General features: G+C 67.0%; 26 protein-coding genes and 1 pseudogene. 17 read left to right on the plus strand and 10 right to left on the minus strand.

The window, feature by feature from the left end:
- The first annotated feature begins 8 nt into the window (after positions 1 to 8).
- The 5 genes from PX653_RS18715 (at position 9) to PX653_RS18735 (ending at position 3,361) form a co-directional block, all read left to right on the plus strand.
- Entirely contained in the window at positions 9 to 677 is a 669-nt protein-coding gene (locus PX653_RS18715) for a histidinol-phosphatase (protein WP_277414254.1), read from the plus strand.
- A complete protein-coding gene (pcnB, locus tag PX653_RS18720) occupies positions 670 to 2,238 on the plus strand; it encodes a polynucleotide adenylyltransferase PcnB (RefSeq protein WP_277414255.1) in 1,569 nt (522 codons plus the stop codon). Before PX653_RS18715 ends, pcnB begins: the two co-directional genes overlap by 8 nt.
- Before the next feature lie 2 nt (positions 2,239 to 2,240).
- Positions 2,241 to 2,735 carry a 2-amino-4-hydroxy-6-hydroxymethyldihydropteridine diphosphokinase gene (gene folK, locus PX653_RS18725; RefSeq protein ID WP_277418603.1) on the plus strand — a complete coding sequence of 165 codons (495 nt, stop codon included), beginning with the start codon at positions 2,241 to 2,243 and terminating at the stop codon, positions 2,733 to 2,735.
- Positions 2,736 to 3,083 carry a DMT family protein gene (locus PX653_RS18730; RefSeq protein ID WP_277414256.1) on the plus strand — a complete coding sequence of 116 codons (348 nt, stop codon included), beginning with the start codon at positions 2,736 to 2,738 and terminating at the stop codon, positions 3,081 to 3,083. It abuts the gene before it with no gap.
- Between the two features lie 101 nt (positions 3,084 to 3,184).
- Positions 3,185 to 3,361, plus strand: coding sequence for a hypothetical protein (locus PX653_RS18735; RefSeq protein WP_277414257.1), 177 nt, complete (start codon positions 3,185 to 3,187; stop codon positions 3,359 to 3,361).
- A gap of 20 nt (positions 3,362 to 3,381) precedes the next feature.
- Here PX653_RS18735 and PX653_RS18740 read toward each other — a convergent pair whose 3' ends face one another.
- A complete protein-coding gene (locus PX653_RS18740) occupies positions 3,382 to 3,762 on the minus strand; it encodes a cupin domain-containing protein (protein WP_277414258.1) in 381 nt (126 codons plus the stop codon).
- Between the two features lie 230 nt (positions 3,763 to 3,992).
- Between PX653_RS18740 and PX653_RS18745 the strand changes: the two genes are divergently transcribed.
- From PX653_RS18745 to panB, 3 genes are all read left to right on the plus strand, one after another.
- On the plus strand, positions 3,993 to 4,565 hold the full coding sequence (locus PX653_RS18745) for a TetR/AcrR family transcriptional regulator (protein WP_277414259.1): 573 nt from the start codon (positions 3,993 to 3,995) through the stop codon (positions 4,563 to 4,565).
- A 96-nt stretch (positions 4,566 to 4,661) separates the two neighbouring features.
- Positions 4,662 to 5,171, plus strand: coding sequence for an HPP family protein (locus PX653_RS18750; protein ID WP_277414260.1), 510 nt, complete (start codon positions 4,662 to 4,664; stop codon positions 5,169 to 5,171).
- Positions 5,172 to 5,315: 144 nt separating this feature from the next.
- Positions 5,316 to 6,164: a 3-methyl-2-oxobutanoate hydroxymethyltransferase gene (gene panB / locus PX653_RS18755; RefSeq protein ID WP_277414261.1), complete on the plus strand. Its 849-nt coding sequence runs from the start codon at positions 5,316 to 5,318 to the stop codon at positions 6,162 to 6,164.
- 18 nt (positions 6,165 to 6,182) lie between these two features.
- Here the strand turns inward: panB and PX653_RS18760 are convergent, their stop codons facing one another.
- Positions 6,183 to 7,169: a zinc-binding dehydrogenase gene (locus PX653_RS18760; protein ID WP_277414262.1), complete on the minus strand. Its 987-nt coding sequence runs from the start codon at positions 7,167 to 7,169 to the stop codon at positions 6,183 to 6,185.
- A 38-nt stretch (positions 7,170 to 7,207) separates the two neighbouring features.
- Between PX653_RS18760 and PX653_RS18765 the strand changes: the two genes are divergently transcribed.
- From PX653_RS18765 to PX653_RS18780, 4 genes and pseudogenes are all read left to right on the plus strand, one after another.
- Positions 7,208 to 7,654: a MarR family winged helix-turn-helix transcriptional regulator gene (locus PX653_RS18765; RefSeq protein ID WP_277414263.1), complete on the plus strand. Its 447-nt coding sequence runs from the start codon at positions 7,208 to 7,210 to the stop codon at positions 7,652 to 7,654.
- Positions 7,655 to 7,977: 323 nt separating this feature from the next.
- Positions 7,978 to 8,400: pseudogene (locus PX653_RS18770) on the plus strand (TonB-dependent receptor plug domain-containing protein); the annotation flags it as partial.
- A gap of 1,070 nt (positions 8,401 to 9,470) precedes the next feature.
- Positions 9,471 to 10,145, plus strand: a complete 675-nt coding sequence (locus tag PX653_RS18775) for a TonB-dependent receptor plug domain-containing protein (RefSeq protein WP_277414264.1) — start codon at positions 9,471 to 9,473, stop codon at positions 10,143 to 10,145.
- A 2-nt stretch (positions 10,146 to 10,147) separates the two neighbouring features.
- The gene (locus PX653_RS18780) at positions 10,148 to 10,546 is read left to right on the plus strand and encodes a TonB-dependent receptor (RefSeq protein ID WP_277414265.1); all 399 of its coding nucleotides are present in this window, start codon (positions 10,148 to 10,150) and stop codon (positions 10,544 to 10,546) included.
- 218 nt (positions 10,547 to 10,764) lie between these two features.
- Here PX653_RS18780 and PX653_RS18785 read toward each other — a convergent pair whose 3' ends face one another.
- From PX653_RS18785 to PX653_RS18795, 3 genes are all read right to left on the minus strand, one after another.
- Positions 10,765 to 12,165 carry a hypothetical protein gene (locus PX653_RS18785; RefSeq protein WP_277414266.1) on the minus strand — a complete coding sequence of 467 codons (1,401 nt, stop codon included), beginning with the start codon at positions 12,163 to 12,165 and terminating at the stop codon, positions 10,765 to 10,767.
- A gap of 11 nt (positions 12,166 to 12,176) precedes the next feature.
- A complete protein-coding gene (locus tag PX653_RS18790) occupies positions 12,177 to 12,593 on the minus strand; it encodes a hypothetical protein (RefSeq protein WP_277414267.1) in 417 nt (138 codons plus the stop codon).
- A gap of 163 nt (positions 12,594 to 12,756) precedes the next feature.
- Positions 12,757 to 14,247 carry an aldehyde dehydrogenase gene (locus PX653_RS18795; protein WP_277414268.1) on the minus strand — a complete coding sequence of 497 codons (1,491 nt, stop codon included), beginning with the start codon at positions 14,245 to 14,247 and terminating at the stop codon, positions 12,757 to 12,759.
- A 162-nt stretch (positions 14,248 to 14,409) separates the two neighbouring features.
- On the opposite strand from PX653_RS18795, the gene PX653_RS18800 reads away from it, so the two are divergent.
- The 4 genes from PX653_RS18800 (at position 14,410) to PX653_RS18815 (ending at position 18,849) form a co-directional block, all read left to right on the plus strand.
- Positions 14,410 to 15,960: a catalase gene (locus PX653_RS18800; protein ID WP_277414269.1), complete on the plus strand. Its 1,551-nt coding sequence runs from the start codon at positions 14,410 to 14,412 to the stop codon at positions 15,958 to 15,960.
- 156 nt (positions 15,961 to 16,116) lie between these two features.
- A complete protein-coding gene (locus PX653_RS18805; RefSeq protein ID WP_277414270.1) occupies positions 16,117 to 17,223 on the plus strand; it encodes a Gfo/Idh/MocA family protein in 1,107 nt (368 codons plus the stop codon).
- Between the two features lie 162 nt (positions 17,224 to 17,385).
- Positions 17,386 to 17,544 (plus strand): hypothetical protein, encoded by a 159-nt coding sequence (locus tag PX653_RS18810; RefSeq protein ID WP_277414271.1) that lies wholly within the window; start codon positions 17,386 to 17,388, stop codon positions 17,542 to 17,544.
- An 18-nt stretch (positions 17,545 to 17,562) separates the two neighbouring features.
- Positions 17,563 to 18,849 (plus strand): high affinity choline transporter 1, encoded by a 1,287-nt coding sequence (locus tag PX653_RS18815; RefSeq protein ID WP_371876352.1) that lies wholly within the window; start codon positions 17,563 to 17,565, stop codon positions 18,847 to 18,849.
- Positions 18,850 to 18,911: 62 nt separating this feature from the next.
- On the opposite strand, the gene PX653_RS18820 is transcribed toward PX653_RS18815, so the two are convergent.
- The 3 genes from PX653_RS18820 to PX653_RS18830 form a co-directional block, all read right to left on the minus strand.
- On the minus strand, positions 18,912 to 20,321 hold the full coding sequence (locus PX653_RS18820) for an aspartate aminotransferase family protein (protein WP_277414273.1): 1,410 nt from the start codon (positions 20,319 to 20,321) through the stop codon (positions 18,912 to 18,914).
- A gap of 104 nt (positions 20,322 to 20,425) precedes the next feature.
- Complete coding sequence (locus PX653_RS18825) at positions 20,426 to 21,796, minus strand: glutamine synthetase family protein (RefSeq protein ID WP_277414274.1); 1,371 nt, start codon at positions 21,794 to 21,796, stop codon at positions 20,426 to 20,428.
- A 105-nt stretch (positions 21,797 to 21,901) separates the two neighbouring features.
- On the minus strand, positions 21,902 to 22,666 hold the full coding sequence (locus tag PX653_RS18830; RefSeq protein ID WP_277414275.1) for a gamma-glutamyl-gamma-aminobutyrate hydrolase family protein: 765 nt from the start codon (positions 22,664 to 22,666) through the stop codon (positions 21,902 to 21,904).
- Between the two features lie 163 nt (positions 22,667 to 22,829).
- Here PX653_RS18830 and PX653_RS18835 point away from each other — a divergent pair, with 163 nt between their 5' ends.
- The gene (locus PX653_RS18835) at positions 22,830 to 23,972 is read left to right on the plus strand and encodes an MFS transporter (protein WP_277414276.1); all 1,143 of its coding nucleotides are present in this window, start codon (positions 22,830 to 22,832) and stop codon (positions 23,970 to 23,972) included.
- A gap of 20 nt (positions 23,973 to 23,992) precedes the next feature.
- Here PX653_RS18835 and PX653_RS18840 read toward each other — a convergent pair whose 3' ends face one another.
- Positions 23,993 to 25,465, minus strand: coding sequence for an ATP-binding protein (locus tag PX653_RS18840; protein ID WP_277414277.1), 1,473 nt, complete (start codon positions 25,463 to 25,465; stop codon positions 23,993 to 23,995).
- Complete coding sequence (locus tag PX653_RS18845) at positions 25,458 to 26,168, minus strand: response regulator (RefSeq protein ID WP_277418604.1); 711 nt, start codon at positions 26,166 to 26,168, stop codon at positions 25,458 to 25,460. The genes PX653_RS18840 and PX653_RS18845 overlap by 8 nt, the downstream gene beginning before the upstream one ends.

Raw genomic sequence — 26,168 nt, forward strand, 5'->3', positions numbered from 1 at the left:
GAGACTGCATGAACCTGGCATTGTTCGACCTCGACCACACGCTGCTGCCCATCGATTCCGACTACGAGTGGGGCCAGTTCCTGTGCCGCGTGGGCGCCGTCGATGCCGCCGAGTTTGCCCGCCGCAACGACGCGTTCTACGCCCAGTACCAGGACGCCACCCTCGACCCTGTCGAGTACCTCGAGTTCGCGCTGGGCACGCTGGCCACGTTCGAGCCGGAACGCCTCGCCGCGCTGCAACAGCAGTTCATGACAGACGTGGTCGAGCCGGCCATCCGCCCGGCCGCGCGCGCCCTGCTGCAACGGCACCTGGACGCGGGCGACCTGGTGGCGATCGTCACGGCGACCAACCACTTCGTCACCTCGCCCATCGCCAAGGCATTCGGCGTCGAGCACCTGATCGCGGCGATGCCGGAAATGGTGGACGGCCGCATCACGGGCCGCCTGCACGGCACGCCCACCCAGGGCCACGGCAAGATCGTGCACACCAAGGCATGGCTGGAAGGCATGGGCAAGGCGCTCGAGCACTTCGATGCCGTGTATTTCTACAGCGACTCGCACAACGACCTGCCGCTGCTGTCGATCGTCTCGCACCCCGTAGCGACCAACCCCAACGCCGCGCTCAAGAACCACGCTACCGCACAAGGCTGGCCTTTACTCCATCTATTCAATGATTAAGAAATTCATCCGCAAGATCCTGGGCGTCAAGGAAGCCCGCAATACCGACGTACCCGAAGTACTGGGACCGGAGCAGCACGGCATCGACCCGAAAATGGTGTCGCCCAACGCCGTCCGCGTCACCTCCACCTTGCAGGAAGCGGGCTTCGAGGCCTTTGTCGTGGGTGGCGCCGTGCGCGACCTGCTGCTGGGCGTCAAGCCGAAGGACTTCGACGTGGCCACCAACGCCACGCCCGAGCAGGTCAAGCGCCTGTTCCGGCGCGCCTTCATCATTGGCCGGCGCTTCCAGATCGTGCACGTGATGTTCGGCCAGGACCTCCTGGAAGTGACGACGTTCCGCGGCACCGCCACGGCGAACGCGCCGAAGGACGAGCATGGCCGCGTGCTGCGCGACAACACGTTCGGCAGCCAGGCCGAGGATGCCGAACGGCGCGACTTCACCATCAACGCGATGTACTACAACCCCGCCAACCAGCAGGTGCTGGACTATCACGGCGGCATGAAGGACATCCGCGCACGCACGCTGCGCATCATCGGCCAGCCGGAAGCGCGCTTCCGCGAAGACCCGGTGCGCATGCTGCGCGTGGTGCGCTTCGCCGCCAAGCTCAAGTTCGACATCGAGCCGTCGACGGCCGCGCCGATCGCCGTGATGGCCCCGTTGATCGACAACGTCCCGGCCGCACGGGTGTTCGACGAGATGCTGAAACTCCTGATGAGCGGCCACGCGCTGGCCTGCCTGCAGCAGCTGCGCAAGGAAGGCCTGCACCATGGCCTGCTGCCGCTGCTGGACGTGGTGCTGGAACAGCCGCTGGGCTTCAAGTTCGTCACCCTGGCGCTGGACTCGACCGACCGCCGCATCGCGGCCGGCAAGACCGTGTCGCCGGGCTTCCTGTTCGCGTCGCTGCTGTGGCACCAGGTGCTGGAGAAGTGGAACGCCTACCAGGCGGCCGGCGAATTCCCGATCCCGGCGCTGCACCTGGCGGCCGACGAGGTGCTGGACTCGCAGACGGAAAAGCTGGCGCTGCAACGCAAGATCGGTTCGGACATGCGCGACATCTGGTCGATGCAGCCCCGCTTCGAGCGCCGCAACGGCAAGAACCCGTACAAGCTGCTGGAGCATCCGCGCTTCCGCGCCGGCTACGATTTCCTGCTGCTGCGCTGCGCCTCGGGCGAGATCGACCAGGAACTGGGCGACTGGTGGACCGCGTTCTACGAAGCGGACGAGGTCACGCGCGCCGAGCTGGTCTCCAGCGCCTCCGGCACCGGCGCCAAGCGCAAGCGCCCGCCCCGCCGCGGCCAGCGCCACAAGGACGGTGAAGAGGCCACGCACGACGAAGGCGAAGGCCTGGCGGACGTGCAGCCCGACGTCCAGGCCGAAGCGCAGGACGACGAAGCCGACGACAACTTCGGCACCGAAGCGGCACCGGCGCCCCGCAAGCGCCGCCGCGGCCCGCGCCGCCGCAAGCCACAGGGCGAAGGCGCGACGGAAGGTGCAACTGAAGGTGCAACTGAAGGCGCCGGCGGCCCGGGCGGCGACGTGCCACGGGGCAGCGGCGAGTGACGATGCAGCCGTCCGGCGGCGTCACGGCCTACGTCGGCATCGGCGCCAACCTGGGCGACGCGCGCGCCAACGTGGTCGATGCCGTCGCCCGCCTGCGCCGGCTGCCCGGCACCGGCGTGACGGGCGTCTCGGCGCTGTACCGCACGGCGCCCATCGATTCTTCCGGCGACGACTACATCAACGCCGTGGCCCGCCTCGACACGCAACTGTCCGCCGAGGCCCTGCTGCAGGCGCTGCTGGCGATCGAACTGGAACACGGCCGCGAACGTCCCTACCGCAACGCTCCGCGCACGCTCGACCTGGACGTGCTGCTGTATGGCGACGAGCAGGTCGGCAGCGCCACGCTGACAGTACCGCACCCGCGCCTGGCCCAGCGTGCCTTCGTGCTGGTGCCGCTGCTGGAACTGGCCCCCGCGCTCGTCATTCCCGGCCTGGGGCCCGCCTCCGCATTTCTTGACGGCGTGGCGGACCAGGCCGTCACCCGGCTCGATCCGTAAATGCAAATTCCCGTCATCGTCCAAACCGTCGGCCTGCTGACGCTGTCGAACGTCTTCATGACGATCGCGTGGTACGGCCACCTGAAGAACCTGTCCAGCAAGCCGTGGTGGATCGCCGCGCTGGTGAGCTGGGGCATCGCGCTGTTCGAGTACCTGCTGCAGGTGCCCGCCAACCGCATCGGCCACACGCAGTACAGCCTGGCACAGCTGAAGATCATGCAGGAAGCGATCACGCTGACCGTGTTCGTCCCGTTTGCCATGCTGTACATGAACCAGCCGTTCAAGACGGACTACATCTGGGCCGCGCTGTGCCTGGTGGGCGCCGTCTACTTCATCTTCCGCAGCTGATCACCTGCGCAGCACGCGCGGCTGCGCCGCCGTCGCCGTCGCATCGCCAAACACGGCCGCTGCGATAACGGTGGCGCAGTTGCGCGCGTGCTGATCACGCCATGCGGCCAGTTGTGGGCGTCGATGGCGCCGTCCAGCGCCATCCGCGCCAGGCCAGGGCACAAGCCCCAGAACCCGCCGATGGCGCTGGCGACGAGGCCCGGCCGCGCCAGTGCATCGACGCCCTGGCCGGCCTTGTCGCCCGGGCCCGCGCCGAACAGCAGCGCCAGCCGGCGTGACGAGTTTCATCGCACATCCATCACGTCAACTGCCGCACGGGGACGTCGCGCATGGCCAGGATGGTGCAGCCATGCAGCGAGCGCATTTCATGCGTGGTGCCGGGGGCGCGGACGATCAGGGCGCCCGGCGCGAAGCTGACGTCGTTCTCGATGTAGTCGCCCGCCAGCACCAGCACCATTTCGTAGCCCATGTGCAGGTGGCGCGGCGTAAAGGCGCCGGGCAGGTAGCGGATCAGCGCGGCGTCGGAGCCGGAGGGATCGTCCTTCGTGTTGTCGAACAGCGGATGGATCAGGACCCGCTCGCGCAGGCCGGGCTGGTAGGCGTGGAACTCGATATCGGGCAGCCGGACGGCGCCGATGTCCATTTGCAGGACCTTGTCGAATGCTTCTGGTCGTTTCATGGGTTTTCCTGGGCTGAAGTACGTTTCGCAAGCTGGACGAACGTTGCCTTCGCCCTGGCGCGGTCGCGTGCTGCACGACCGGTGAAAGGCATACTACCGAACGTTTGTTTGGTATACTGCGGCCATGTTTCGCTCATTTGAATCGAATGGTCGCGCCCTGTAGGGGCCCGCTGTTCGCGGACACCCCGACCGGCGGGCATCGCCGGCGTAACCCTGGAGGCAGTGACGCCATGCGCAAAGTCATCGAAAAAACCGACCTCGTCGATATCGCGGCAAAGCTGTTTCGGATGAAGGGCTATTCCGCCACCAGCATCGACGATATCGCCAGGGCTGCCGGCCTGACCAAGGGCAGCCTGTACCATCATTTTGCCGGCAAGGAAGCCATCGCGGCGGCTGCCCTCGAACAGGTCCACCAGTACTATCGGGACGAGATCTTCGCGATCGTGCGCGAGGCCGACGATCCGGGCGTGGCCCAGCTGGAGGCATTCAACCTGGCGGTCGAGCGCTTTTTCACGGACCATCCGCACGGCTGCCTGCTGGCCAACATGAGCCTGGAGATCGGCGGTTCGTTCGACCTGTTCAGCCAGCAGATCAGGCGCTTCTTCGAGGAGTGGCAGGACTGCTACATGACCGTCTTTTCGCGCTTTTTCTCCGCCGCCGAAGCACGCAACCGGGCGGCCGACGCCGTGGCGATCGTGCAGGGTTGCATCCTGATGAACCGCATCTGGCACAACATCCACCCGCTGCGGCGCCAGCATGGCGCGCTGGTCGAGAGTTGTCGCGCTGTCGCCGCGGTGGCCTGATCGCCGCTGAAAAAGCGGCGGCCGCGGGCGATTTTTTGTGCCATCATACATACCGAACGTTTGGCATGTACTTTTACCCACCTCGACGGAGTCCCCATGTACACCTTCCTTCTCAAATTGCGCGGCGACGGTGCCGATCTGCCGCCCCGGCCCAACAGCAAGAACGTGCTGCTGGCGTGGCTCGGCGGCTTCCTGGCCATCGCGGCCGTGGCGGCCCTGACGGATGCGCTGTCGGCCGCCCTGATCCTCGGCTCGTTCGGCGCTTCGTGCGTACTCGTGTTCGGCTATCCCGACGTGCCGTTCTCGCAGCCGCGCAACGTGATCGCGGGGCACCTGTTCAGTTCCGCCATCGGCCTGGCGTTCCTGCACCTGTTCGGCCCGACGTGGTGGGCGGTCGCGCTGGCGGTCGGCACGGCCATCGCGGTGATGATGGTGACGCGCACCGTGCATCCGCCGGCCGGGTCGAATCCCGTGATCGTGTTCCTGTCCAGCCCTGGCTGGGGCTTCCTGCTGTTCCCGACGCTGCTTGGCGCGGTCATCCTCGTCGGCGTGGCGCTGGCCTACAACAACGCGACGCGCGCGGGGCGGTACCCGAAATATTGGTGACGGCAGCGTCCCCCGACCTGCCAGGGGAGTGCTGCGGCGGCCGCGCCAGCCAAAATCAACACGGTCGTGCGGCGAGGTTTAGAATACGCGCCGTAAGCACACTATTGAAGGACTCCCATGTCTGGTTATTTGCAAGGAAAAGAGATGGCCGCCCCGGCGCCGGCCGCCGCGGGCGCGCCAGCGCCGTCGAAACCGGTGGCCAACAAGGCCGTGACGATCCCGTCGCTGCGCGCGCTGCACGCGGCCGGCGAGAAGATCGCGATGCTGACGTGCTACGACGCGAGCTTCGCATCGCTGATGGAGCGCAGCGGTGTCGAGATCCTGCTGATCGGCGACTCGCTGGGCATGGTCTGCAACGGCCACACGTCGACGCTGCCCGTCACCGTGCAGGAAGTGGCGTACCACACGGCCGCCGTCGCGCGCGGCGCCAAGTCGGCGATGATCATGGCCGACCTGCCCTTCGGCAGCTACGGCACCCCCGAGCAGGCGCTGGCCAGCTGCGTGCAGCTGATGCAGGCGGGCGCGCACATCGTCAAGATCGAGGGCGCCGGCTGGCTGGCCGACACGGTGCGCTTCCTGTCCGAGCGCGGCGTGCCCGTGTGCGCGCACATCGGCCTGACGCCGCAGTTCGTGCACCAGCTGGGCGGCTACAAGGTGCAGGGCAAGACCATTGAAAGCGCCGAGGCGCTGAAGGCCGATGCGCTGAAGCTGCAAGAAGCCGGCGCCGCACTCGTACTGCTCGAAGCCGTACCGTCGACGGTCGGCAAGGACGTGACGGCGGCCTTGGCGATCCCGACCATCGGCATCGGCGCGGGTCCCGACTGCTCCGGCCAGGTGCTGGTCATGCACGACCTGCTGGGCGTATTCCCGGGCCGCAAGGCACGCTTCGTGAAGAACTTCATGGAAGGCCAGGCCAGCATCGAGGCCGCGTTCGCCGCCTACGTGGCAGCGGTCAAGGATGGCAGCTTCCCGGCGCTGGAGCACTGCTTCTGACGCTCGCCGCCGGGCCGCTCACGGCGTAAACACCACCCGGGCGCCGCCCGGAGCGGGCCGGTTCCAGGCCTGCTCCACGGCGCTGAGCGGCGTCGCCGCCGCGTCGATGCGAAATGTGCCGCGCGCGATCGCCTGCACGAGGGCGGGCAGCTCCGCCAGGATCGCCCGCTCGGGCACCGAGCCATGCCCGCTCCCCACGATCTGCAAATTCGCTGCGCGCAGCAGCGCTCCCGGAATCGCAGCGGCCTCCCCTCCCATGGACCCGACGTGCACCCACGTCAGCGGCGCCGTCCGGTCGCTCCTCTGCCGCAGCAGGCGTTCCATCACGCCCACGGCGCTGTCTCCCCACACGAAGTCCAGCACGATGTCCACGTCCGCCGCCTGGGCCGCGAGCCGCTCGTCGCCCAACGGTACCACCGCCGTCGCACCGAGCGCGGGCAGCCGTGCCAGCTTGTGTTCGTCGCGGCCCGCGGCGATGACCTGCGACGCGCCCAGGTGCCGCGCCACCTGCACGGCCATCGTGCCCGAACTCCCGGTGGCACCGAGAACCAGCACCTTCGCGCCGGTCGGCAGCGGTACCCGGCAGCGCAAGGCCAGCCAGGACGCCATCGCCGGATTCATCGCGGCGGCGATCGCCACCGGATCGCAGTCGCCGGGCAGCTCGATGCTGCGACGCGGGTCGATCACCGTCCGCTCGGCCATCGTGCCGTGCTGGTCGGGGGCTTGCACGAAGTAACGCAACCTGTTGTCCGTACCGCGCCCGACGCCGTCGACGCCAGGGACCAGGGGCGGGCTGCCCGTACTGGAATAATGCGCCCCGGCGGCACGCCCCCGCGTCAGCTGGTGCAGTCCCGCGGCCAGTACTTCGACCAGCATTTCACCCGGCAGCTCCGGGACGGGCTCGCCGATCTCGGTATAGATCGGCGGACGGTCGAACGATGTGACGACGGCAGCTTTCATGGGACGCTCCTGGATGTGTTGGAAAAGGTTCGTAGTACGATCCATTATTGATTCGCAATGCGAACCATGTCAAGATGCCGGACATGAAAAGAACGACATCGAAGAAACCGCCCGCGCGCGGCGACGGCTTGACCGACGCACTCGTGCCCACCGCCTTCGTCACGATGGCACTGCTGAACAAGATCGGGGCCGAGAACGACCTGTCGCTCACGCTGCTGCGTGTCCTGGGCATCCTGTGGGACCGGCGCCCGCGCATGACCGAGCTGGCCGACTACCTGGGGTTGGAGAAGCAGACCATGTCCGGCCTGATCGCCCGGGCGGAAAAGCGCGGACTGGTGGCGCGCGCGGCGAACGTGGCGGACGGCAGGGCGACCGATGTCTTCCTGACGGGGGAAGGCGCGAAGCTGGTGCAGCGCCTGCACGCGCAGATGCAGGCGTCGCTGGCGCCGCTGACGTCGCGGCTCAGCGCGGCGGACCAGCAACTGCTGCAGGATTTGCTGGAGCGGATGCTCGACGGCGGGGAACGCTGACGACCGCCACGGGCCCGGGCGTGTCGCGCGCCCCCGCTTTTTTGCATAAGCTTCACATTTTTTATTCGTTCCGCCCCCACTTCCTCATCGGTATAGTGTGAACATCCGCTTCACCCTACGCTGACCGACCATGCCGCACCCGACCCACATCGCTGACCGCCACACCCTGTACATGTCGTGCATGGCGCAGTGCATGTGCCGCCCGCGCGCCCTGTAATCCCCACTCACCCGTAACCCGCACGACCGCACCGGCCCACAAGGCCGGCAAGGCCCGCGCTCGCCCGTCTGCCTTGCAGGCGGGTCAATCCCAGCAAGAGGAAACCATGCATCGCCCACATCACCGCCAGCTCGTTCTCGCCATCGCCGCCACCCTGCCGCTGCTGGCCGCCGCCCAGGAAGCGGCGCCCATCGACAAGGTCGTCATCACCGGCTCCAATATCCGCACCACGCAGAAGGAAGGCGCCAGCGCCGTCCAGGTCATCGGCGCGAAGGAGATCGCGACCAGCGGCAAGGCCAGCATCGCCGACGTGATCCGCTCGATCGCCGCCAACAGCGGCAACAGCTACAACGAGCAGTACACCGGCAGCTTCTCGGCGGGCACCGCCGGCCTGTCGCTGCGCGGCATCGGCCAGAAGAACACCCTCATCCTCGTCAACGGCAAGCGCGTCAGCCCGTATGCCACGGCGCAGGACCTGCAGGAGGTGTTCGTCGACCTGAACAGCCTGCCGATGGCGGCCGTGCAGCGCATCGAGGTGCTGAAGGACGGCGCGTCGTCCGTGTACGGCTCCGATGCCGTGGCCGGTGTCGTCAACATCATCCTGTACCAGGAGTTCACCGGCGTGGACGTCACGGGCCAGTACGGCGGCTCGACCGAGGGCACGGGCCAGCGCGAGAAAAGCGCGGCGCTGCAGGCCGGCTTCGGCACGCTCGATGGGGACGGCTACAGCGTCGTGTTCTCGGTCGACGCGCAACAGCGCGACACGTTGAACCAGACCGACGTGGCATGGATGCGTGGCAGCGACTTCCGCGGCAACCCGAGCGGCACGCTGGCGTGGACGCCGACCAACTACGTCAACGGCAATCCCACCCAGCTGCTGGGCGGCCTGCAAGGTCCGCTGCAGCTGCAGCCCTACGACGCGATCACGCCCAACAAGAGCGGCCAGGTCCTGGCATTCAATCCGGCCGCGTACCGCACGCTGATCCCCGGCATCAAGCGCGTGCACGCTTCCTTGCGCGGTACGGTGAAGCTCAACGACAATCATGAAGCCTACGCCGACCTGCTGTACGGCCACTCGCGGGCGGACCAGACGTTCGGGGCGCCGCTGACCGTGGGCAGCGGCCTGCGCGCCTGGAACAACGCGAAGCAGCAGCTGGACAATATCGCCGTGGTGCTGCCCGTGGGCCACCCGAACAATCCGGGCAGCACGCCGTTGCCGGTCAACGCCACGCTGTTCGACCTGGGCCCGCGCATGAAGCAGGACAAGGTGGACTTCTTCCGCGTGCTGGCCGGTGCCAAGGGCACGGTCGCCGGCTGGGAGTACGACGCGTCCGTCGGCCAGTCCGGCAGCAAGTTGGAGGAGACGGTGCAGAACTTCGTCAACCGCTACGAATTCGAGAAGGTGCTGGCGGACGGCAGCTACGACTTCGTCAACCAGGCCGCCAACAGCGAGGCGGTGCGCAACCGCTTGCGCCTGTCCACGCTGCGCCCGGCCGAGGCGAAGCTGACGACGGTGGACTTCTCCGCCACGCGCGAGCTGCTGCAGCTGCCAGCGGGGCCGCTGGGCTTTGCCGCCGGGCGCAGTGGCGCCGCGAGGAGATGGATTCGCAGACGTCGACGGCCGTGTTGTCCGGCACCGAACTACGCCCGGCGATCAACATCATCGACGGTACGCGCAAGGTGGCCGCGCTGTTCGCCGAGTTCAACGTGCCGGTGCTGCAGGACCTGTCGCTCAACGTGGCGGGCCGGGCCGACCACTACGACGATTTCGGCAGCGCCTTCTCGCCCAAGGCCAGCGTGCGCTGGCAGGCGGCCCAGTGGCTGCTCCTGCGCGGTACCGCGTCGCGCGGTTTCCGGGCGCCCTCGCTGCCGGAGATCACCAACTCGACGTCGGTCAGCTACGGCAACGTGATCGACCCGCGCGACCCCATCGCGCCGACCCAGGCACGGGGCGTGACGAACCTGACCATCGCCAACCCGGAGCTGAAGCCGGAACGCTCCACCAACCTGAATGTCGGCATCGTGCTGGCGCCCAGCAGCCGCACCAGCGTAGGCATCGACTATTACCACATCCGCACCAAGGGCGTGATCGACACCGAGTCGGCCGACAACATCATCGCCAACGAAGCGAGCGCACCGAACAAGGTCGTGCGCGATGCGCAAGGTCGCATCCTCACGCTGTACCGCCAGTACGCCAACCAGGGCGACCGCGTCGTCTCCGGCCTCGACTTCGACCTGCGCCACACGCAGCCGCTGGCGGCCTGGGCAAGCTGACCTTGCATGGCCAATTGAGCCGCGTGCTGTCGTTCAAGGCCCCGCTGGCCGTGGGCGAACCGCTGACGGACGGTGCCGGCACCAACTGGTTCGGCTCGATCCCGACATGGCGCGGCGTGACCAGCGCGACGTGGGACATCGGCGCGTTCGCCAGCACGCTGATCTGGAACTACGTGGACGGCTATGACCAGACCACGAAGCCGGGCGAGCGCGTGAAGCCGGTCGGCACGCTGGATGCCACGGTGGCCTGGAAGGCGACGCCCGCCGTCACCGTCAGCTTCATCGTGCAGAACCTGACGGACAAGCGGCCGTCGTGGGATTCGTCGACGACGTTCTTCGACTTCACGCAGGCCGACCCGCGCGGGCGGACGGCGGCCGTCAAGGTGAATTATCGCTTCTGACGGCGTGCCCCGCTGCCGCCTCGGCGGTCGGGGGCGCTGTCGGTGGCGACCGTGTGCGCCTGCGACCGTTTCATCCATCTCCGCCGCGAGGACGACAGGACCGGCCCGCAGGCCGGCGTGCCGAGGCGGTTCGTTTCAGGGGGGGCGAGCTTGACCGGCGGGCACCTCGTACCGGCTCGTCTTGCCTGGAGTAAGAACGCCGGGCCACGCTCAGCCTGTCAGCGCGACAACTGCCGCTCGTCCTTGCGCTCTTCCTTGCGCTCGGCCCGCACCTCGACCTGGTCGCGCACTTTCACTTCCGGAACACGGCCGTGCTCGATGCTCTGCTGGGCATTGGCACGCACGCGCTCCATGACGATGGCACGTTGTTCCGGCGTCAGGCCGTCGGCCACGGTGCGCTTCTCGACGGCGGCCACGGCCGCGTAGGTCCCGGCCAGCTCGGGGTGGCGCCGTACGGCCTCGCCGGGCGCCTCCTGCGCGAACGCCTGGGCGCGGCCGGACTGCGCGGGCGGCACGTGGCCCGATTGCTCCGCGGCGGGCCGCGCACCCGCGCCGGGCTCGGCCGGGCGCTGTTCCTTTGCCGCGGTCCTGGCCGGCTGCTCCGCAGCCGCTTCGGCAACCTTGGAAGGATCGCGCACCGGCGTGCCGGCCGCGGTCGTGGCAGCGGCCCTGTCCTTGCGGTCCGAAACGTCCGCCGGCTGCGCCGCCTGGGTGGCGCTCGGCTGCGCCGCGGCCAGGTCCTTGATCTCCGAACGGGAGTGGATCTTGACCGCCAACACCTTGACGTCGGCCTCGCCCGGCGGCAGCTCCGGCACCTTGACGCCGCTGCCGGCCATCAGCTTGTTGCCGTCGACTGCCGCGATCGCCGTCTTGTCGGCCGTCAACGTGTAGCGGGTACCGTCGAGAAGCTCGGCGGAGGCCTTCGCCACTTTCCTGTTGACCTCCTCCAGCGAGCCGGTTTCCTTCAATGTCTTCAGCAGTTCTTCCTTGGGGATGCCGTTGATGGCCGTCACCCGCGGTGTCTGCAGCAGGGCCGGCAGTTCCGTGGCGACGAACACCTTGTCCTTCTCCGCTGCCGGGGTGATCGTGCGGACGTCGCCCTGCGCCGCCTGGCGCATCAGCTTGTCGGATACCTGGTCGTTGATGGCGGGAACATTGTCGACGGCGTAGCGCGAGCGCGTTTTATCGGCATTAACCGGCCCGTCGATCAGCTGTTTCGCCAGCTCCACGCCAGCCTTTTCGTCCCGGCCGCCGGCCGTTGCGGCAACCGCATCGCGGAACCGGCCCGCGTTCAACAGCTGCCCCGCCGGCGTATCGCTGATGTAGAACACCTTGCCGCCGCCGCTTTCGCTCATCGCCTTGGCCATTTTCCAGCCAGGCTCCTGGCCGGCACTGCCGCTGTACGGAATCGGCCGGGCGTCGGCATCCCATTTCTGGGGCGTGGCCGCACCGTATTGGCCCCACGCCACCCGCTCGGGTTTCACGGAAAACTCGTCGACCTTTTTTTGCAGGTCCTGCGCGAACTTGGTCAACTGCTCTTTGGTCAGGCGGTCGTCACCGGGAATCTTTTCGGCCTCGCGCCACCCTTTTACAAAATCCACCGCCCCCTTCAGGTCCATGGACGTTTCCTTTAGAAGTAAGCGATCTGGTCGTAATTCACGCGCACCCTGCTGGCACGTCCCTTGCGGCCGCTGCGCAGGACCGTCAATCCCTGCTGCACCATTTCCTTGACCTCGTCCACCAGCGTCCGGGCGGTTGCGGGCACGCTCAGCGACAGGTCGAACACGGTAACGAAGCCTTCATCGTCTTCCTCGACCGTGAAGTAGCCGGCGGCGGCAATGACGTGCTGGCCCAATACGAGGTTGTAGTGGCCCGGCGGTTCGTCGCGCTCGGGCGCCAGGTCGGGCTTGCCGCCCAGGTCCAGCAGCACCGCGTCGCGTGCGCGGTCCCTCGCACAGTCGTCGCTCAGCGCCAGCACGGGCCCGCGCAGCAGTGGCTTGAATTGATCGAGTTCGTTCCGGTCCAGCTCAGCGTATTCGAATGCCATTGGCTCTCCTGCCGAAAATATCGCGTCGAATCGTCCGACCGCGTTATTTGTTATCCAGTAATCCGGTGGCGCGTCAGGTCCTCGCACCGATTACACCAGCCCGACAGCGTCGCCCACAATTATTTTATTGTCAAGAAAAACAATGTTACCGCCACTCCGGAATTCAGGAGCCTACCTGGATCCATGTCGTTTTCAACTCGGTGTACTTGTCGAATGCATACAACGATTTATCGCGGCCGTTGCCCGACTGTTTATAGCCGCCGAACGGCACCGTGATGTCGTCGTTGTCGTACTGGTTGACGTGCACGGTGCCGGCGCGCAACGCGCGCGATGTCTGGATGGCCTTCGACAGGTCGGACGTCCACACGGCGGCGTGCAGGCCGTAGGGCGATGCGTTGGCCTGGCGCACGGCCTCGCGCACGTCGGTAAAGCCCAGCACCGACAGCACGGGCCCGAAGATTTCCTCACGCGCGATCGCCATGTCCGGGCTGACCTGGTCGAAGATGGTCGGCGCGACGTAATAGCCGCCCGACTCCAGCCGCACCCGCTCGCCGCCGGCGACGAGCTTCGCGCCCGCCGCCTTGCCCTGCTCGATGTAGCCCATGACGGTGTTCAGCTGGATGTCGTCGACGATGGCGCCCATGACCGTGCGCTCGTCGAGCGGGTCGCCCGGCGTAAAGGCCGGCACCAGCGCCAGCGCCTTCTCGATGAACTGCGCGCGGATCGATTCCTCGACGAACAGGCGCGACGGCGCATTGCAGCTCTCGCCCTGGTTGAAGAAGATCGACCCCACCGACGCGGCCACGGCCGCATCCAGGTCCGGACAGTCGGCGCAGACGATGTTGGCGGACTTGCCGCCCAGCTCGGTCCAGGCCCGCTTCAGGTTGGACTGCCCCGCCATCTGCAGGATCTGCTTGCCCACCCGGGTCGAGCCCGTGAAGGCGATGCAGTCGACGTCCATGTGCAGCGCCAGCGCGCTGCCTGCCTCGTTGCCGAATCCCGGCAGCACATTGAACACCCCGGGCGGAATGCCGGCCTGCAGGGCCAGGTCGGCCAGGCGCAGCGCCGTCAGCGGCGACTTTTCCGACGGCTTCAACACGACGCTGTTGCCGGCCGCCAGCGTGGGCGCGATCTTCCAGGAAGCCATCAGCATCGGGTAATTCCACGGCACGATGGCGCCGACGACGCCGACCGGCTCGCGCGTGATCAGCGCCAGGCTGTTCGCCGGCGCCGGCGCGATCTCGCCATACACCTTGTCGATCGCCTCGCCGTACCAGCGAATGCAGTTGGCGGCACCGGCCACGTCGACGGCCTGGCTGTACTTGATGGGCTTGCCCATGTCCAGCGTTTCCAGCAGCGCCAGCTCGGCCGCATGCTGCTGCACCAGGTCGGCGAACTTGACGAGGATGCGCTTGCGTTTCGCGGGCGCGAAATTGGCCCAGCGGCCGTCGTCGAAGGCGGCGCGGGCCGCCGCCACGGCGATGTCCACGTCCGCGGCATCGCAGCGCGCAACGGAACCCAGCAGGCGGCCGTCGATGGGGGAACGGTTGTCGAACCGCTGCTCGCTGCGCGCCCAGGTGCGTTGCCCGTCGATCAAGGCGCGGCCGTCGATCTGCAGGTCGCGTGCGCGTTCGTGCCAGGTAGGGGAAGTCATCCGTCGTCTCCTTTGCGGTGGTGTCGAACGATTCTACTGCGGCGCTCGGCCTTACCTCTTAGGCAATCTCTATCAATGAGATAGAGACAATAAATTTCTACAATCCGCCGTCAGCCGATAGCATAAGCATTTCCTAAACATTGAAATCGATAGGTAATGTATATGAGCAACCTTCTTGCTTCCCGTCCAGGCCGCGCTGTCCTGTGCAGCCTGGTCGTGCTGTCGGGCTTTGCGGCGTTCGCGACCGGCGCCCACGCCCAGACCCTGACCAAGGACAACGGCGCCCCCGTCGGCGACAACCAGAACAGCCAGACCGCCGGCCCCAACGGCCCCACGCTGCTGCAGGACGTGCATCTGGTGCAGAAGCTGCAGCGCTTCGACCGCGAACGCATCCCCGAGCGCGTCGTGCACGCCACCGGTACCGGTGCCCACGGCACCTTTACCGCAACCGACGACCTGTCGGACCTGTCGAAAGCCAAGCTGTTTGCCCGCGCCACCGTCACGCCCGTGTTCGTGCGCTTCTCGACCGTCATCCCGGGCCGCTCCGGCACCGAGACAACGCGCGACCCGCGCGGCTTTGCCGTCAAGTTCTACACGCAGGAGGGCAACTTCGACATGGTCGGCAACAACCTGCCGATCTTCTTCATCCGCGATGCGATCAAGTTCCCGGACATGATCCATGCGCTCAAACCGGACCCCGTCACCAACGTGCAGGAGCCGGAGCGCGTGTTCGACTTCTTCTCGCACATTCCGGAGGCGACGCACATGCTGACGCGCGTCTACTCCAACCTGGGCACGCCCGCCAGCTACCGCGAAATGAACGGCAGCAGCGTGCACGCACTGAAGCTCGTCAACGCCAAGGGCGAGTACGTGTACGGCAAGTTCACGTGGAAGTCGCGCCAGGGCGAGCGCAACCTGCGCCCGCAGGACATCCCCGTGGTGCAGGGCAAGAGCACGAGCCACGCGACCGTCGACCTGTATGACGCCATCAAGGCGGGCAAGTTCCCCGCATGGGACCTGACGGTGCAGATCATCAAGCCGCAGGACCTGGACAAGTTCGCGTTCGACCCGCTGGACGCCACCAAGGTCTGGACCGGCGTTCCCGAGCGCAAGGTCGGCACCTTGGTGCTGAACAAGGTGCCGGACAACTTCTTCGAGTCGACGGAGCAGGTCGCGATGGCACCGGGTAACCTGGTGCCGGGCATCGAAGCGTCGGAAGACCGCATGCTGCAGGGCCGCCTGTTCTCGTACATCGACACCCAGCACCACCGCCTGGGCGCCAACTTCCAGTCGCTGCCGATCAACCGGCCGCTGGTCCCCGTCGTCAACAACAACATCGACGGCGCGGCCAACACGTCCGGCCGCAAGGGCAGCGTCAACTATGAGCCCAGCCGCCTGGCCCAGGTGAAGGAAGACCCGGCCGCGCGCAGCAGCAACCTGCCGCTGGCCGGCACCACGCAGCAGCAGCGCATCGCCAAGACGCTCAACTTCCAGCAGGCAGGCGAGTTCTACCGCTCGCTGCCGGCGCAGGAACGCGACGACCTGATCGTCAACCTCTCGGGCGACCTGAAGCGCGTGAAAAACCAGGACAGCCTGTACACGATGCTGTCGCATTTCTGGAAAGCCGACGCCGACTACGGCAAGCGCCTGGTGAAAGCCGTTGGCGCGGACGGCGCCAAGGTCGCGACGCTGGCCGCCGGGCTGAAGGAGTAAGCACTACCGCCGGGCCCGTGTCTCACCGCGGTGCCTGACCCCGCGGTGGGACACGGGCTCGGCCGCTTCGGCCGTTCAGGCGCACTGCGCGGCTTGTATTTATACTAAAATCCCCCACTCGTACGACAACCTCACAACCGGATGCCAGGAGCTGGGATGATCGATCTCGATCGACGTGGTGTGATGCTGGCCGGCGGCGGCGCCCTTGCCGCGGCCGCCCTCGGGACTGCCGCTTGGGCGGCACCGCAACGCAAGCTCGGCTATGCCATCGTGGGACTGGGCTCCTACGGCCTGGGCGTCATCATTCCCCAATTCAAGCACTGCCGCGACAGCAAACTCGTCGCCCTCGTCAGCGGCGATGCCGCCAAGGCGCGCCGGGTGGCGGCGGAATATGGGGTGCCTGAGCGTAACCTGTACAACTACCAGGACTTCGACAGCATCCGCGACAACCCGGACATCGACATCGTCTACGTGTGCCTGCCCGTCTCGATGCATGCCGAGTACACGATCCGCGCCGCCCAGGCCGGCAAGCACGTGCTGTGCGAGAAGCCGATGGCCCTGTCCGCCGCCGAATGCGAAGCGATGATCGCGGCCTGCGCCAAGGCGGGACGCAAGCTGATGATCGGCTACCGCTGCCACTTCGAACCCACCAACCTGGAGGCCATCCGGCGTGCCCGCGCGGGCGAGATCGGCAAGCTGCGCTATTTCCGCTCCGAGCACGGCTTCGTGCAGCGCAACGCGGCGGGCTGGCGCCTGCAGAAGGCCATGTCGGGCGGCGGCTCGCTGATGGACATGGGAATCTACGCGCTCCAAGCGGCGCGCTACATGACGGGCGAAGAGCCCGTGGCTGTCTACGCCACCGAACGTACGGACCGCAGCGACCCGCGCTTCCGCGAAGTGGAGGACATGATCGAATTCGAGCTGGAATTCCCGTCCGGCGTACTGGCCTCGTGCATGTCGATGTACAGCGCCAACCAGAACCATATCCTGCTGATGGGCGACAAGGGCCGCATCGAACTGGAGCCGGGCACGGGCTACGCCGGCAACCGCCTGTGGGTCGGCCAGGGCCGCGGCAGCGAAATCACGCCCGCGCCCGGTCCGGGCGCGACGCAATGGGCGGGCCAGCTGGACCATCTGGCGCAGTGTGTACTTACCAACCGCACGCCGATCGTGCCGGGCGAGGAAGGACTGCGCGACCTGCGCATCATCGAGGCCATCTACCAGTCGGCGCGGGAGCGCCGGCGCCTGGTTTTGCGCACCTGAGCCGGTGTACCTGGGCAGCGCGCCGGGAGCACGCCGGCGCGCATTCCATCATTACAACAGTCGATGATGGACACTAGCAAAATTGATGTTACCGCCAGCTTCTGCCCTTATAATCGCGGATTTTCCGGCTGAATTTTCGATCACTCTTTTGCCCACACCTGCATGAACACCACCCTGATAACTTTTGTCGTGCTCTACCTGCTGGGCACGCTGGCGCTTGGCATGTGGGCGGGGCGCCGCATCAAGAACACCGCCGACTTTGCCGTCGCCGGCCGCAGCCTGCCGCTGATCATGGTCATCACGACCACCTTCGCCACCTGATTCGGCGCCGAGACCGTGATGGGCGTGCCGGCCAAGTTCGTCCAGGGCGGCCTGAATGCCGTCATCGAGGACCCGTTCGGCGCCGGTACCTGCCTGATCCTCGTGGGCCTGTTCTTCGCCACCAAGCTGTACAAGCTGAACCTGCTGACGATCGGCGACTACTACCGCCAGCGCTACGGCAGGGGCATCGAAGTGTTCTGCTCCGTGACGATCATCCTCAGCTACCTGGGCTGGGTCGCCGCCCAGATCACGGCGCTGGGTCTCGTGTTCTCCGTGCTGACCGACGGCGCGATGACACCTGCCGTCGGCATGGTGATCGGTACGCTGGCCGTGCTGATCTACGTCGTCGTCGGCGGGTTCCTGGCCGTTGCCATCACCGACTTCATCCAGATGATCGTGCTGGTGGTGGGCATGACGATCATCGCGTTCTTCGCGGCCGACCTGGCCGGCGGCGCCGACAAGGTGCTGGCGATGGCGCAGCAGGCCGACCTGTGGCGCCTGCTGCCGGAACCGAAGCTGACCGACATCGTCTTCTTCTTCGGCGCGGCCATCACGATGATGTTCGGCAGCATCCCGCAGCAGGACGTGTTCCAGCGCGTGATGTCCGCCAAGGACGCGCCCACGGCCCGCAACGGCGCCGTCATCGGCGGCGCCAGCTACATCCTGTTCGGCTTCGTGCCGATGTTCATCGTGGCCGCCGCCGTCGTCGTGATGGGCGACCAGGCGATGGACATCGCCAAGAACGACTACCAGCGCCTGCTGCCCACGTTCGTCATGACCAAGATGCCGCTGGTGATGCAGATCCTGTTCTTCGGCGCGCTGCTGTCGGCCATCAAGAGCACGTCGTCGGCCACGCTGCTGGCGCCGTCGACCAGCTTCGTCGAGAACATCCTGAAGAACCTGCGTCCCGGCATGAGCGACCGCCAGCAGCTGCTGGCGATGCGCGTGACGATCGTCGTCTTCGCCGCGCTGGTGCTGAGCTATGCGATCGCCATGCAGGGCACGTCGATCTACGAGCTGGTGTCGAGCGCCTACCAGGTCACCTTGGTGGGCGCGTTCGTGCCGCTGGTGATGGGCCTGTACTGGAAGCGCGCCACCACGCAGGGCGCGATCCTGTCGATCGCGGCCGGCATCGCCGTGTGGGTGGTGTTCTTCCCGCAGATTTCCGATCTGGGCACGCACTTCCCGGGCCAGCTGGCGGGCCTGCTGGCCGCCTTTGCCGGCATGTTCATCGGTTCGCTGGCGCCGCAGGTGCTGAAGGACCGGCAGGACCCGGCGGCACACCTGCACGGCGCCAAGGCCTGAGCAAGGACGCCCACGGAGACAGGCACTCTTTCAGGGCCGGAAGGCCCTGAAAGAGGTGCCTGTCACCCCATCCAGCCGCGCCGCTCCAGGTCGTCCAGCGTACGGTCCAGGCACAACCGTATCAGGCCGATCATCTCGTCGATCTGCGCGCGCGTCATGACGAGCGGCGGCGCGATGATCATGCGATCGCCCACCGCCCGCATGATGATGCCGTTGTCGAACATGTGGCCGCGGCAGATCATGCCCACGCCCAGGCTCGGATCGAACTTGACCTGGTAGTGCACGTTGCCGGCCTTGCGCCGCACCAGGTTCAAGCCGGCGACAAAGCCGCAGCTCTCGGCCGTGCCCACCAGCGGATGCGCCGCCAGGCTGGCAAAGCGCGCCTTCAGGTACGGCGCCGTGTCGTGCGCCACCTGCTCCAGCAGCTTTTCTTCCTCGATGATGCGGATATTCTCCAGCGCGGCCGCGCAGGCCACCGGATGGCCCGAATACGTAAAGCCGTGATTGAAGTCGCCGCCGGCGACCAGCACCTGCGCCACCTTGTCGCTGACCAGCACGCCACCCAGCGGCACGTAGCCGGAGGTGACGCCCTTGGCGAACGTGATCAGGTCAGGCCCGATGCCGAACTGCTCGGAAGCGAACCATTTACCCAGCCGGCCGAAGCCCGTGATGACTTCGTCGGCGATCAGCAGGATGTCGTACTTGTCGCAGATGCGGCGGATCTCCGGCCAGTACGTGACGGGCGGGATGATGACGCCGCCGGCGCCCTGGATCGGTTCGCCGATGAAGGCGGCCACCTTGTCCGGCCCCAGTTCCTTGATGCGCTCCTCCAGCCAGGACGCCGCATGCACGCCGAATTCCTCCGGCGTCATGCCCATGCCATGGTCGGCGTAGCTGGGCTGGTTGATGTGGACGATGCCGGGAATCGGCAGGCCGCCCTGCACGTGCATGCCGCTCATGCCACCCAGCGAAGCCCCCGCCATCGTGCTGCCGTGATAGGCATTGTGGCGGCTGACGATGACGGTGCGGTCCGGCTGCCCCAGAAGGTCCCAGTAGCGCCGCACCATGCGCACGTTGGTGTCGTTCGCCTCCGAGCCGGAGCCGGTATAGAACACGTGGCGGAAGCCTTCCGGCGCGATGCGCGCCAGCTTGGCGGCCAGTTGCACCGCCGGGATCGTCGTCGTGTTGAAGAAGCTGTTATAGAACGGCAGCGTGTCCATCTGCCGCGTCACCGCCTGCGTGATGCTGGTGCGACCGTAGCCGACGTTGACGCACCACAGGCCCGACATCGCATCGAGCACCTTGCGCCCTTCCGAATCCCACAAATAGATGCCGTCGCCCCGCACCATCACGCGCACGCCCTTTTCGGCCAGCGCCCGGTGATCCGTGAACGGATGGAGGAAATGGGCGGCGTCGAGGCGTTGCAGCGCCTGCGTGTCCGGCAGGACCGGCACGATGGGAGTCGTTGTCATGATGCGCTCCAGTTATGCGGCCGGCACGCGGGCTGCCAGCCTTTTCGACACCAGTGTACTCCCAAGCACGCCGGCCGGGAAAGCTCTTCGGCCGGCGCCGGTGCTTAGACGTGCAGCAGCAGGTGCTCGCGCTCCCAGGGGCTGATCACGGTCATGAATTCCTGGTGTTCCAGGTCCTTGATGGCGGCGTAGACGTCGATGAAGCGTTCGCCCAGCACCTCGCGCAGCTTGTCCTCGCCGCGCAGGCGCTGCAACGCCTCGGGCAGGCCTTGCGGCAGCTCGTATTCCATCTCGTAGGCGCTGCCGGTCGTGATCGCGGTTGGCTCCAGCTGCTCCGTCATGCCCAGGTAGCCGCAGGCCAGCGTGACGGCCAGGGCCAGGTAGGGATTGGCGTCGGAGCCGATGATGCGGTTTTCCACGCGGCGGTCCTGCACGCCCGATTCCGGCACGCGGAAGCCGACGGTGCGGTTGTCCATGCCCCACTGGATATTGATCGGCGCCGCCGTGTGGCGCACCAGCCGGCGGTACGAATTCACGTACGGCGCCACGATCGCCAGCGCCGAAGGCATGTAGCGCTGCAAGCCGCCGATATAGTGCTTGAACAGGGGCGACGGCGAGCCGTCCTGGTTGCTGAAGATGTTCCAGCCCGTTTCCGCGTCCACCACGCTCTGGTGGATGTGCATCGCCGACCCGGGCTCGCCCGCCATTGGCTTGGCCATGAAGGTGGCGTACATCTCATGCTTCAGCGCCGCCTCGCGCAACGTGCGCTTGAAGAAGAACACCTTGTCGGCCAGGCCGAGCGGCTCGCCATGCAGGAAGTTGATTTCCATCTGGCCGGCGCCGATCTCGTGGATCAGGGTATCGACGTCCAGGCCCATCATGTCGCAATAGTCGTAGATGTCCTCGAACAGCGGATCGAATTCGTTGACGGCGTCGATGCTGTAGACCTGGCGCGACGTCTCGGCGCGGCCGCTCCGCCCCACCGGCGCGCGCAGCGGCAGGTCCGGATCGGAGATCTTGGCGGTCAGGTAGAACTCCAGCTCGGGCGCCACGACGGGCTTCCAGCCCTTGTCCGCATACAGCTTCAGCACGCGGCGCAACACGGAACGGGGCGCGAAGTCGACCAGCCGGCCATCGGCGAAATAGCAGTCGTGGATCACCTGCGCGGTGGGATCGGAGGCCCACGGCACCATCGTGATGGTGGTGGGGTCGGCCTTCAGGATCATGTCGCGGTCGGTGCGCGAGATCGCGCGGTCGTAGGCGGGATCGTCGACGGGGGAATTGCCGGTGACGGTCATGCCCAGCACGGCCTCGGGAATGCGCATGCCGCGGTCTTCGGTGAATTTGACGCGGGGAAGGATCTTGCCGCGCGCGACGCCGGTCAGGTCCGGCACCAGGCATTCGATTTCGGTGACTCGCTTTTCATTGAGCCACTCATCCATGTCGGTATAGGTAAAGTTCTCGCGGATAGCCATCTCTTGCTCCAAAAAGTCATTGATCGCGGCCCGGCCGCGGTCCCGTGTACTGACTTCGCAAGAACAGCTAAGGGATCCCTCCGGCCGGGTTGTCGTACGGTTTCATCAGCCCCGCTCCTGGCGCCTGGCCTGGTATTCGCGGCACGCGTTGCCGAATGCCAGGAACATCTTCATGGAGTCGGGGTTTTCCGTGATGCGCCACTCGGGGTGCCACTGCACCGCCAAGGTAAAACCCTGGGCCGCATCCACAGTATAGGCCTCCACCAGCCCGTCGTGCGCCACCGCTTCCACGGTGAGGCCGGGCGCCAGCACGTCCACGCCCTGCCCGTGCAGCGAGTTCACCATGATCTCTTCCGGGTTGCCCAGCATTTGCGCGAACTTGCCGCCCGGGGTCAGCCGGATCGGATGCGCGGGACCGTACTGCACGTCCAGCGAGTCGTCCTCGCGGTCGCGGTGGTCCATCATGCCTGGCAGTTCCTGCACGGCCTGGTGCAAGGTGCCGCCCAGCGCCACGTTGATCTCCTGGAAGCCGCGGCAGATGCCCAGCAGCGGAATCCCGCGCTTGACGGCGGCCCGGATCAGCGGCAGGGTCGTCGCATCGCGCGCCGCATCCAGCGGCAAGGCCGGATTGCGGATCGGCTGGCCGTACAGGTCCGCATGGACGTTGGAGGCCGAACCGGTCAGCATGACGCCATCGGCCACCGCCAGCACCGCTTCCATGTCCGTCAACTCGGCCAGGGCAGGCAGGATCAGCGGCATGCACTTCGCGCCCAGCGCGACGGCGTTGACGTACTTGTTTTGCGCGGCATGATTGGGAAAGTGCCCAATCTGCCGGGTGCAGGCAGGAACGAGAACGATAGGACGGCGCATGGTGTATCGACTCCACATGAGGCCCGACCCCGCAATACCGCCGTGGCGGCACTGCGCGGTCGCAAACGACCGATGACTTAATTTATCACAAATTCAATTTTGCTATCATTTGCCCCCAACCAATCGAATCGCCCGTCTTGACCTCCGTTTTCGTCCATGCGCCATGAAGAACCTGCCCTGGCGTGACTTCTCCGCCCTCGTCCTCAGCATCGGCATCGTCGGCCTCGGCCTTGGCGCCACCATGCCCCTGACGGCGCTCGTGCTGGATGCGCGCGGCGCCGGCACGCGGATCATCGGCCTCGTCACGGCCGCCAGCGCGCTGGGTATCCTCGGTGTCGCCCCGTTCGTCACCGGCTGGGTCGCCCGCTTCGGCCCGCGCCGCACGATGATGGGCGGCGTGTGGGTGGCCGCCCTCGCCACGGCGGCCATGCAGTTGACGGACGCCGTCTGGCTGTGGTGCCTGTTGCGCGCCCTGTTCGGTGCCGCGCTGGGCGTGCTGTTTACGATCGGCGAGGCCTGGGTCAACCGTATCGCCCCGGACCGGTCGCGCGGCCGCGTCGTCGCGCTGTACACGACGAGCTTCACGCTGTTCCAGCTGGCCGGGCCCGCCCTGGTCGCCCTGCTGAACGGGAAGCTGGCCTGGCCGTTCGCCGCCTGTGCCCTGTTGTTCGTCGTGGCGCTGCCCGGCCTTGCGCTGCTGAACGGCACACGCTTGCCGGCGCAAGAGGAAGCGCACGCACGCTGGCAGGATGTGCTGCCGCGCATGCCGATGATCGCGCTGGGCGCCGCGTTCTTTGCGCTGTTCGATACGCTGATCCTCGCGCTGCTGCCCGTGTATGCGATGCGCCAGGGGATCGTGACGGAGCTGGCGCTGCTGTCGGTGACCGTGGTCTTGGTGGGCGACACGGCGCTGCAGTTCGCGATGGGCGCCCTGGCCGACCGCTTCGGCCGCTTTCGCGTGCACGTCGGCTGCGGCATCGCCGTCTGCCTGCTGCTGCCGCTGCTGCCGCTGGCGGCCGGCATTGCCTGGCTGTGGTGGACCCTGCTGCTGGCGCTGGGCGCGGCCGCCGGTGCCATCTACATGCTGGCGCTGGTCGCCTGCGGCGAGCGTTTTACCGGCGGCGCGCTGACCACCGCCTCGGCCGTCGTCAATGCCTCATGGGGCATCGCCAGCGCAGCCGGACCGCTGGCGACGGGGGCATTGATGCAGGGGCTGGGCATGCATGCGCTGCCGGGGGTGTTGTTCGTGGCGTGCGCCGTGTTCCTGGGCAGTGCGTGGTGGGAGTGGCGCGGCCGGCTGCGTTGACGAGCGCCGGTCCCTGGCCATCACGCCGCGCTGAAGACTCCACCCGGCAACACGATGGTTGCCTGGAACCCGCCATCGGCCGCATTGGCCAGCAGCAGCTCGCCGCCGTGCGCGTGCACGATGCCGCGCGCGATCGACAGGCCCAGGCCCATGCCGCTGCCATTGCGGGTGCGGCCGTGCTCCAGGCGGACGTAGGGCTGGGCCAGTTCGGCCAGGGCCTGCTCGGGCACGCCCGGGCCGTGGTCGCGCACGACGATCTCGATATTGCCCGTTGCTTCCCGCACCGCCAGCTCGACCCGCTCGCCGTAGTGCAGCGCGTTGTTCAGCAGGTTGCCGATGGCACGCTTGAGCGCCAGCGGTTTCGCCGTGACCGTCAGGTTCGATGGCGTGTACGTCACCGCGTGGCCTGCCAGCTGGGCATCGCGCACCATGCGGCCCAGCAGCGCATCGAGCCGCACCTCGGTCGCGTTTTCATGGATGTCGCTGTCCTTGACCGTCTGCAGCGCGCCCTTGACCATCATGTCCAGTTCGTCCAGGTCGTCGTGGAACTCGTTGCGCAGTTCGTCCTCGTCGAGCAGTTCCGAGCGCAGCTTCAGGCGCATGATCGGCGTGCGCAGGTCGTGCGAGATCGAAACGAACAGCCGCTCCCGGTCTTCCATGTAGCGCTGGATGCGCTTGCGCATGTCCTCGAACGCGCGTGCCGTCGTGACGAACTCGCGGCTGCCCGCTTCCGGCAGCGCCGGCGGGTTCTCGCCCCGGCCGAACGCCGTCGCCGCCTCCGACAGCGCCGCCAGCGGCCGCGTGATCCAGCGCACCACGCCCACGGTCACCAGCAGCACCGCGGCCAGCGACAGGGCCTGCAGCAGCAGCCGGTCACGCGTCAGCGGATTGCCCGACTCGAGGAAGTAGGGATTCGGCATCAGCGTCGCCAGGTACAGCCAATGGCCGGGGTCCAGCTCGACCTGGATCAGCAGCACCGGTGCCGGCCGCGCCAGCATGATGTGCTGTGTCCACGTTTCCGGCAGGTCGGCCAGCGTGACGCCGTCGTCGCCCACGGGCAGGCGCTCCGGCCACGCGAACGCGATGCGCAGGTCGGGCGTGTTCGGCAGGTCTTCCTTGAGCGTGGCACGCAGCTGCGCCAGCGCGGCATCGGCCAGTTCCTGGCCGGCCAGCGCACGCACGGGCAACGGCCCCCGGTTGATGTTGACGAGGAAGCGCGTGCCGCCCATCTCGCGGAACTGCTGGATGATCAGGGGACGGTAGTTCGGCGGCAGGCTGAGGAAGAAGCGCACCGCACTGGAGGCGCTGTGCGCCACGTGCTGCGCCGCCGTGCGGGCCTCGTCGCGCGCCTCGGCGCGGCGCTGCGCGGCCCAGATGACGTTGCCGGCCAGTTGCGTCAGCAGCACGCCGACCGCCATCACGAGGATCAGCCGGCCCTGCAGCGAATACGGCAGCACGTGGCTGGGCAGCCAGCGGCGCACCCGTTCAAGCATGGGACGCCGTCACGTCGGCCGAGAACACGTAGCCGACGCCACGCACGGTCTTGATCAGCTTCGGGTGCCCGCCGCCGTCGTTCAGGCGCAGGCGCAGGCGGCTGATCTGCACGTCCAGGAAGCGGTCCATCGGCCCCGCGTCGCGCCCGCGCGTGCCTTCGCACAGCACGCTGCGGTCGAGGATGTCGCCGGCATGCTCGACGAAGTACTTCAGCAGCTGGAAGTCCAGGCCCGTCAGCGCCACCGGCCCTTCCGGACCCGTGACGGTGCGCGCCACCGTATCGAGCGTGAAGCCCTCGAAATGGTAGTAGCGCGGCGCCGCGGCATTGTCCACGCCCGTGCGGCGATGGATCGCCTTGATGCGCGCCAGCAGTTCGCGCGGGCTGTAGGGCTTGGAGATGTAGTCGTCCGCGCCCAGCTCCAGGCCGACCACGCGGTCGGTCTCGTCCGAGCTGGCCGTCAGCATGATGATGGGGACATTCGAGCGCTGGCGCACGGTGCGGCACAGCGCGAAGCCGTCCGTATCGGGCAGCATCACGTCCAGGATCACCATCGACAGCTCGTCGACATGGCGGTTGAATTCGGCCAGGAAGGTGGCACCGTCATGGGCCAGGTCGACCGCGTACTGGTTCTTCTCCAGGTAGGTCTTCAGGAGGATACGGGTTTTCTGGTCGTCGTCGACTATCAGGATACGGCGCATGAT

The sequence above is a fragment of the Pseudoduganella chitinolytica genome, from assembly GCF_029028125.1.
Taxonomy (GTDB): Bacteria; Pseudomonadota; Gammaproteobacteria; order Burkholderiales; family Burkholderiaceae_D; genus Rugamonas; species Rugamonas chitinolytica.

What these genes read in the sequence shown, in the direction of transcription:
- PX653_RS18715 (WP_277414254.1), top strand. Translation starts at nt 9, where the DNA reads ATGAACCTGGCATTGTTCGACCTCGACCACACGCTGCTGCCCATCGAT.
- pcnB (WP_277414255.1), top strand. Translation starts at nt 670, where the DNA reads ATGATTAAGAAATTCATCCGCAAGATCCTGGGCGTCAAGGAAGCCCGC.
- folK (WP_277418603.1), top strand. Translation starts at nt 2,241, where the DNA reads ATGCAGCCGTCCGGCGGCGTCACGGCCTACGTCGGCATCGGCGCCAAC.
- PX653_RS18730 (WP_277414256.1), top strand. Translation starts at nt 2,736, where the DNA reads ATGCAAATTCCCGTCATCGTCCAAACCGTCGGCCTGCTGACGCTGTCG.
- PX653_RS18735 (WP_277414257.1), top strand. Translation starts at nt 3,185, where the DNA reads ATGCGGCCAGTTGTGGGCGTCGATGGCGCCGTCCAGCGCCATCCGCGC.
- PX653_RS18740 (WP_277414258.1), bottom strand. Translation starts at nt 3,762, where the DNA reads ATGAAACGACCAGAAGCATTCGACAAGGTCCTGCAAATGGACATCGGC.
- PX653_RS18745 (WP_277414259.1), top strand. Translation starts at nt 3,993, where the DNA reads ATGCGCAAAGTCATCGAAAAAACCGACCTCGTCGATATCGCGGCAAAG.
- PX653_RS18750 (WP_277414260.1), top strand. Translation starts at nt 4,662, where the DNA reads ATGTACACCTTCCTTCTCAAATTGCGCGGCGACGGTGCCGATCTGCCG.
- panB (WP_277414261.1), top strand. Translation starts at nt 5,316, where the DNA reads ATGGCCGCCCCGGCGCCGGCCGCCGCGGGCGCGCCAGCGCCGTCGAAA.
- PX653_RS18760 (WP_277414262.1), bottom strand. Translation starts at nt 7,169, where the DNA reads ATGGATCGTACTACGAACCTTTTCCAACACATCCAGGAGCGTCCCATG.
- PX653_RS18765 (WP_277414263.1), top strand. Translation starts at nt 7,208, where the DNA reads ATGAAAAGAACGACATCGAAGAAACCGCCCGCGCGCGGCGACGGCTTG.
- PX653_RS18775 (WP_277414264.1), top strand. Translation starts at nt 9,471, where the DNA reads ATGGATTCGCAGACGTCGACGGCCGTGTTGTCCGGCACCGAACTACGC.
- PX653_RS18785 (WP_277414266.1), bottom strand. Translation starts at nt 12,165, where the DNA reads ATGGACCTGAAGGGGGCGGTGGATTTTGTAAAAGGGTGGCGCGAGGCC.
- PX653_RS18790 (WP_277414267.1), bottom strand. Translation starts at nt 12,593, where the DNA reads ATGGCATTCGAATACGCTGAGCTGGACCGGAACGAACTCGATCAATTC.
- PX653_RS18795 (WP_277414268.1), bottom strand. Translation starts at nt 14,247, where the DNA reads ATGACTTCCCCTACCTGGCACGAACGCGCACGCGACCTGCAGATCGAC.
- PX653_RS18800 (WP_277414269.1), top strand. Translation starts at nt 14,410, where the DNA reads ATGAGCAACCTTCTTGCTTCCCGTCCAGGCCGCGCTGTCCTGTGCAGC.
- PX653_RS18805 (WP_277414270.1), top strand. Translation starts at nt 16,117, where the DNA reads ATGATCGATCTCGATCGACGTGGTGTGATGCTGGCCGGCGGCGGCGCC.
- PX653_RS18810 (WP_277414271.1), top strand. Translation starts at nt 17,386, where the DNA reads ATGAACACCACCCTGATAACTTTTGTCGTGCTCTACCTGCTGGGCACG.
- PX653_RS18815 (WP_371876352.1), top strand. Translation starts at nt 17,563, where the DNA reads ATGGGCGTGCCGGCCAAGTTCGTCCAGGGCGGCCTGAATGCCGTCATC.
- PX653_RS18820 (WP_277414273.1), bottom strand. Translation starts at nt 20,321, where the DNA reads ATGACAACGACTCCCATCGTGCCGGTCCTGCCGGACACGCAGGCGCTG.
- PX653_RS18825 (WP_277414274.1), bottom strand. Translation starts at nt 21,796, where the DNA reads ATGGCTATCCGCGAGAACTTTACCTATACCGACATGGATGAGTGGCTC.
- PX653_RS18830 (WP_277414275.1), bottom strand. Translation starts at nt 22,666, where the DNA reads ATGCGCCGTCCTATCGTTCTCGTTCCTGCCTGCACCCGGCAGATTGGG.
- PX653_RS18835 (WP_277414276.1), top strand. Translation starts at nt 22,830, where the DNA reads ATGAAGAACCTGCCCTGGCGTGACTTCTCCGCCCTCGTCCTCAGCATC.
- PX653_RS18840 (WP_277414277.1), bottom strand. Translation starts at nt 25,465, where the DNA reads ATGCTTGAACGGGTGCGCCGCTGGCTGCCCAGCCACGTGCTGCCGTAT.